Here is a 4,675-nt window from a genome sequence, read left to right on the forward strand (position 1 = left end):
ACCCGCCGGATCGGATTCAACCGCGAGCGGATCGCCATGGACCTCAGCGCGTTCCGACCACCTGGCGCAGCGGGGCAGGGCAGTCTGTTCTAGCGGCATCGCTGCCGGCGGCGCCGCGCGGCGCGACGCCGCACCAGTCGCCGCCCAGCGCCTTCACCAGGAACACCGAGCCGAGCATGCGCTGGCCGGCCAGCTGGGCCGACTGGCGCTCGATGTTGAGCAGCGCCTGCTGGGCAGTGATGACGTCCAGGTAAGTGGTGGCGCCGCCCTCGTAGCGGCTTGCCGACATCTCGAGCACCCGGCGTGCGCTCTCCACCGCGGTCTGCGACTGGGTCGCGGCGCGCTCCAGTGCGGCCAGTCCGGTGATGCCGTCCTCGGCCTCCTGCATCGCGGTCAGCACCACGCGGCGGTAGTTGGCCACGGTGCCTTCGTAGCCGGCGCGCGTGAAGTCGACATTGGCGCGGATGCGGCCGCCGTCGAAGATCGTCTGCGTCGCCGAGACGCCGATCGACCACAGCACGCTCTGCGCATCGAACAGGGTCGACAGGCTGCTGCTGTCGACACCGCCCACGGGCAGCAGGTTGACGCTCGGGTAGAAGGCGGCGGTCGCGACGCCGATCTGCGCATTGGCCGCGGCCATGGCGCGCTCTGCCGCCGCAACGTCGGGCCGGCGCTCGAGCGCGCCCGAGGGCACGCCCAGCGGGATCGGCGGCGGCTGCAGCGGCTGGATGTCGGGTGCCAGCGAAAAGTTCGGCGCCGGCGTTCCGGTCAAGGCCGCGATCGCGTGCTCGAACAGCGCGCGCTGCCGCTTCAGCAGGTCGACCTGGGTCAGCGTGTTGTCGAGCAGGGCCTGCTGCTGCGCGACGTCAAGGCCCGACACGGCGCCGCCTTCATGGCGGTCGGTGACGAACTGCAGCGCCCGGCGCTGGACCTCGATCGAGCGCGAAACGACGTCGAGTTCCAGATCGGTCGCGCGCAGGTTGAAGTAGTTCGAGGCCAGGTCCGCGGTCAACAGCAGGCGCGTGTTCTCGAGGTCGGCGGCCGATTGCGCGGCCGAGGCGCTGGCGCTTTCCACCGATCGCTGCACCCGGCCCGCGAGGTCGAGCTCATAGCTGGCGATCAGGTTCAGCGCGAAGTCGTTCTGGACCGTCGAGAAGTTGCTGGTGGCGTAATTGGTGAGCGGCCGATTGGCCGAGATCTTGAGCCGCGAGGCGCGCGTGCCCAGGCCCACCTGTGGGTAGCGGCCGGCCTCGCTGCCGGCCAGCGCGGCGCGGGCCTGCGCCAGCCGGGCGCTCGCGAGGTCCAGGGTCGGGCTGTTGGCCAGCGCCTTGTCCTGCAGCGCGTCGAGCGTTGGATCATTGAAGCGCCGCCACCACGGCCCCTTGGCCTCGGCGTCGCTGGGCGCTGCCTGGCGCCAGGGCTGCTCCAGCTGCCAGCTGACCGGCACCTCGACCTCCGGCTTGCGGTAGTCGGGCCCGGCGACGCAGCCGGCCAGCAGCACGGCCGCCGCCCCGACCATCCACCGTTTGCCCAAGCTCACGCCGGCTCCTTCGCGACCGCGACCACGTCGCCTTCGGCCAGCGAGTCCGAGGGGTTCAGCACCAGCCGGTCGCTGGCGGAAATGCCGTCGATCACTTCGACGATCTCGCCGTAGTTGCGCCCGAGGCTGACGTTGCGCAGGCGCACCTTGCCCTCGGGGTCGACCACCGCGACCCGCGTGCCCTCGGCCCGGAACAGCAGCGCGTTGGCCGGAATGCTGAGCGTGCGGCTCGGCGTCAGCGGCAGCGAGACCTGTACATAGGCGCCCGGCATCAGGATGCCCTCGCGGTTCGGCAGCGCGACCTCGACCTGCATCATGCGAGTGCCCGCGTCGATCGCGCCCGAGGTCCGCGCCACCTCGCCCTTGAAGCTCTGGCCGCGCAGCTCGGACTGCGTCACCACCACCGGCTGGCCTTCTTTGACGAGCTGGGCGTAGGCCTGTGGCACGTTGATGTAGACCCGCAGCGGATCGGTCTGCGCGAGTTGGAACAACGCCCGGCCGCCATTGCCGGCGCCGGCATCGATCAGGTCGCCGACGTCGACGTTGCGGCGCGTGATCACGCCCGCGAACGGCGCCAGCACGCGCTTGAAGCCTTCGGTCTGGCGCAGCCGCTGCACGTTGGCATCGGCTGCCGCGAGGTTGGCCGTGGCCTGCGCCAGGGCGCCGCGGCGCTCGTCCAGGTCCTGCTGCGAGACCACGTCCTTCTTGCGCAGCCCTTCCCAGCGGGCCACCGTGCTCTTGGCGAGCTCGAGGGCCGCGGCCGCCTGCTGGCGCGCCGCCACCGCCTGCGACAGCTGCTGATCGATCTCGGGCGTCTCGATCTCGGCCAGCAGCTCGCCCTTCTCGACGCGGCTGCCGATGTCCCGGGTCCAGCGCTTCAGGTAGCCGCTGGCACGGGCCGAGATCGGCGACTGGGTGAAGCCCTGCAGGGTGCCCGGCAGGGCCAGCGTCTGGCCGCTGCCCGCGGTGCGGGGGAGGGCTGTCTTGACGTACTGGGCGGCGCGCTCGGCGGTGCCGGCTTCGAGTGCGCGTGCGTTGGCCGTGCGGACATAGACGGTGCGCGCGGCGCCGATCGCCAGCAGCGCCAGCACGACCAGCACCGCGATGCGGGTGCTGCGCACGATCTGGCGCCGGCGAGGCAGCGCGTCGGCGGCCCCTTCTTCATCGGCGGCGATCGGATGGATACCCAGCGCCGCGTGGCGTTGCTCGGTCATTGGCTAACCTCCGTGCTTCGCACTGCGGTGCGAACTTGCTTGGGGCGGCCCGGCGCTGCGTTCATGGAATCAGGTCTCCTGGGGCGCGGCCCCGAGCGAATGGGATGCAGCGGCGGCGTCGCGCGCCGCCTGGCGGTGCGCACGGCGGCTGTGGATCTCGGCGTAGACCGCCGGCACGAAGAACAGCGTCGACACGGTCGCGAACAGCAGGCCGCCGATCACGGCGCGGCCCAGCGGCGCATTCTGCTCGGCGCCTTCGCCTAGACCCAGCGCCATCGGAATCATGCCGATGATCATCGCCAGCGCGGTCATCAGCACCGGGCGGATGCGGGTGGCGCCGGCTTCGAGCGCCGCCGACAGCGGCGGGATGCCGGCCGCCAGCCGCTCGCGCGCGAAGGCCACCAGCAGGATGCTGTTGGCGGTCGCCACGCCCATGGTCATGATGGCGCCGGTCAATGCCGGCACGCTCAGCGTCGTGCCCGTGACGAACAGCATCCAGGCGATGCCGGCCAGCGCCGCGGGCAGGGCGGTGATGATGATCGCGGCGTCGAGCCAGGACTGGAAGGTGACCACGATCAGCAGGTAGACCAGCACGATCGCCATCGCCAGCCCGACGCCCAGGCCGATGAAGGAGCTCTGCATGGTCTGCACTTGGCCGCGCACCGCCACCTGGCTGCCGCGCGAGAGCTTCGGCCGCATCTCGTCGACCAGCGCCTGCACCTTCGAGGCCACGCTCGCCAGGTCGCTGCCCTGCACGCTCACATAGACATCGACGACCGGCTGGATGTTGTAGCGCGAGACCACGGCGGGCTGCCGGCCCTGCTGCGCTTCCACTAGGTTGCCCAGCAGTTGCGGCGGCGCGCCGGCGCCGCTGCCGCCGGCGCCGACCGGCAGGTTGAGCAGCGAGTCGAGCGAGTCGACCGCGTACTGGGGCGTCTGCACCGCGATGTTGTAGACCACGCCGTTCTGCGGGTTGAGCCAGAAGGCCGGCTGCGTCTGCGAGCTGCCCGACAGCGCGATCAGCACGTTCTGGCCGACGTTGGCCGCGGTCAGTCCGAACTGCTGCAGCCGGCTGCGGTCCATCTGCAGGTTGAGGCCGGGGCCGTCAAGCCGCTGGTGCACATGGGCGTCGACTGCGCCGGGGATCTTGCGGATCGCCTTCACCAGCTCGGCCGCGCGCGCCGCGTTGCCGGCGATGTCGTTGCCGCTGAACTGGACGTCGATGGCGGCCGGCAGGCCGAAGTTCAGGATCTGCGTGACGATGTCGGCCGGCTGGAAGAAGAACTCCGTGCCCGGGAAGCGCTTCGGCAGCTCGGCCCGCAGCAGCGAGACGAATTCCTCGGTCGGCCGGTGGCCTTCGCACAGCGACAGCAGGATCTCGCCGTCCAGCGTGCCGATGGTGCCGGCGTTGCTGTATGAGAGGTTGATGCCGCTGTTGGGCACGCCCAGGTTGTCGAGGATGGTCTCGAGCTGGTCCTTGGGCACCAGCTCGCGGATCGCCGCCTCGACCTCGTCGGCCAGCCGGGCGGTCTCCTCGATGCGGGTGCCGGTGGGCGCGCGCATATGCAGCCGGATCTGGCCGGCATCCACGCCCGGGAAGAAATCGCGCCCGAGCACCGGGTAGAGCAGGCAGGACAACAGGCAGAAGCCCAGGAACAGCGCGATGAAGCGGCCGCGCTTCGCCAGCAGCGCCGACAGCACCAGCGTGTAGGCGCGCCGCACGCGCTCGAAGCGGCGGTCGAAGCGGCGGTAGACGCGCTGCAGCAGGCTGGGCCGGGCCTCTGCCGCGGCGTGGGCCTGGCCGCCCATCAGCAGCATCACCAGCGTCGGCACCAGCGTGCGGGACAGCAGGTAGGAGGCCAGCATCGCGAACACCACCGCCATCGCCAGCGGCACGAACAGGAACTTCGCCACCCCCGAA

At 71.1% G+C, this 4,675-nt stretch carries 3 protein-coding genes; all 3 read right to left on the reverse strand.

What is annotated here, in order from left to right; all coding sequences use genetic code 11:
• Positions 1–43 precede the first annotated feature (43 nt).
• A complete protein-coding gene (locus AC1DY5_RS42665; RefSeq protein WP_478120468.1) occupies positions 44–1,519 on the reverse strand; it encodes an efflux transporter outer membrane subunit in 1,476 nt (491 codons plus the stop codon).
• A gap of 17 nt (positions 1,520–1,536) precedes the next feature.
• On the reverse strand, positions 1,537–2,754 hold the full coding sequence (locus tag AC1DY5_RS42670) for an efflux RND transporter periplasmic adaptor subunit (RefSeq protein WP_478120466.1): 1,218 nt from the start codon (positions 2,752–2,754) through the stop codon (positions 1,537–1,539).
• 69 nt (positions 2,755–2,823) lie between these two features.
• On the reverse strand, positions 2,824–4,675 hold a 1,852-nt coding region (locus tag AC1DY5_RS42675), incomplete at its 5' end, for an efflux RND transporter permease subunit (RefSeq protein ID WP_478120467.1).

It is taken from the genome of Variovorax sp. P4_D9 (genome assembly GCF_056401695.1).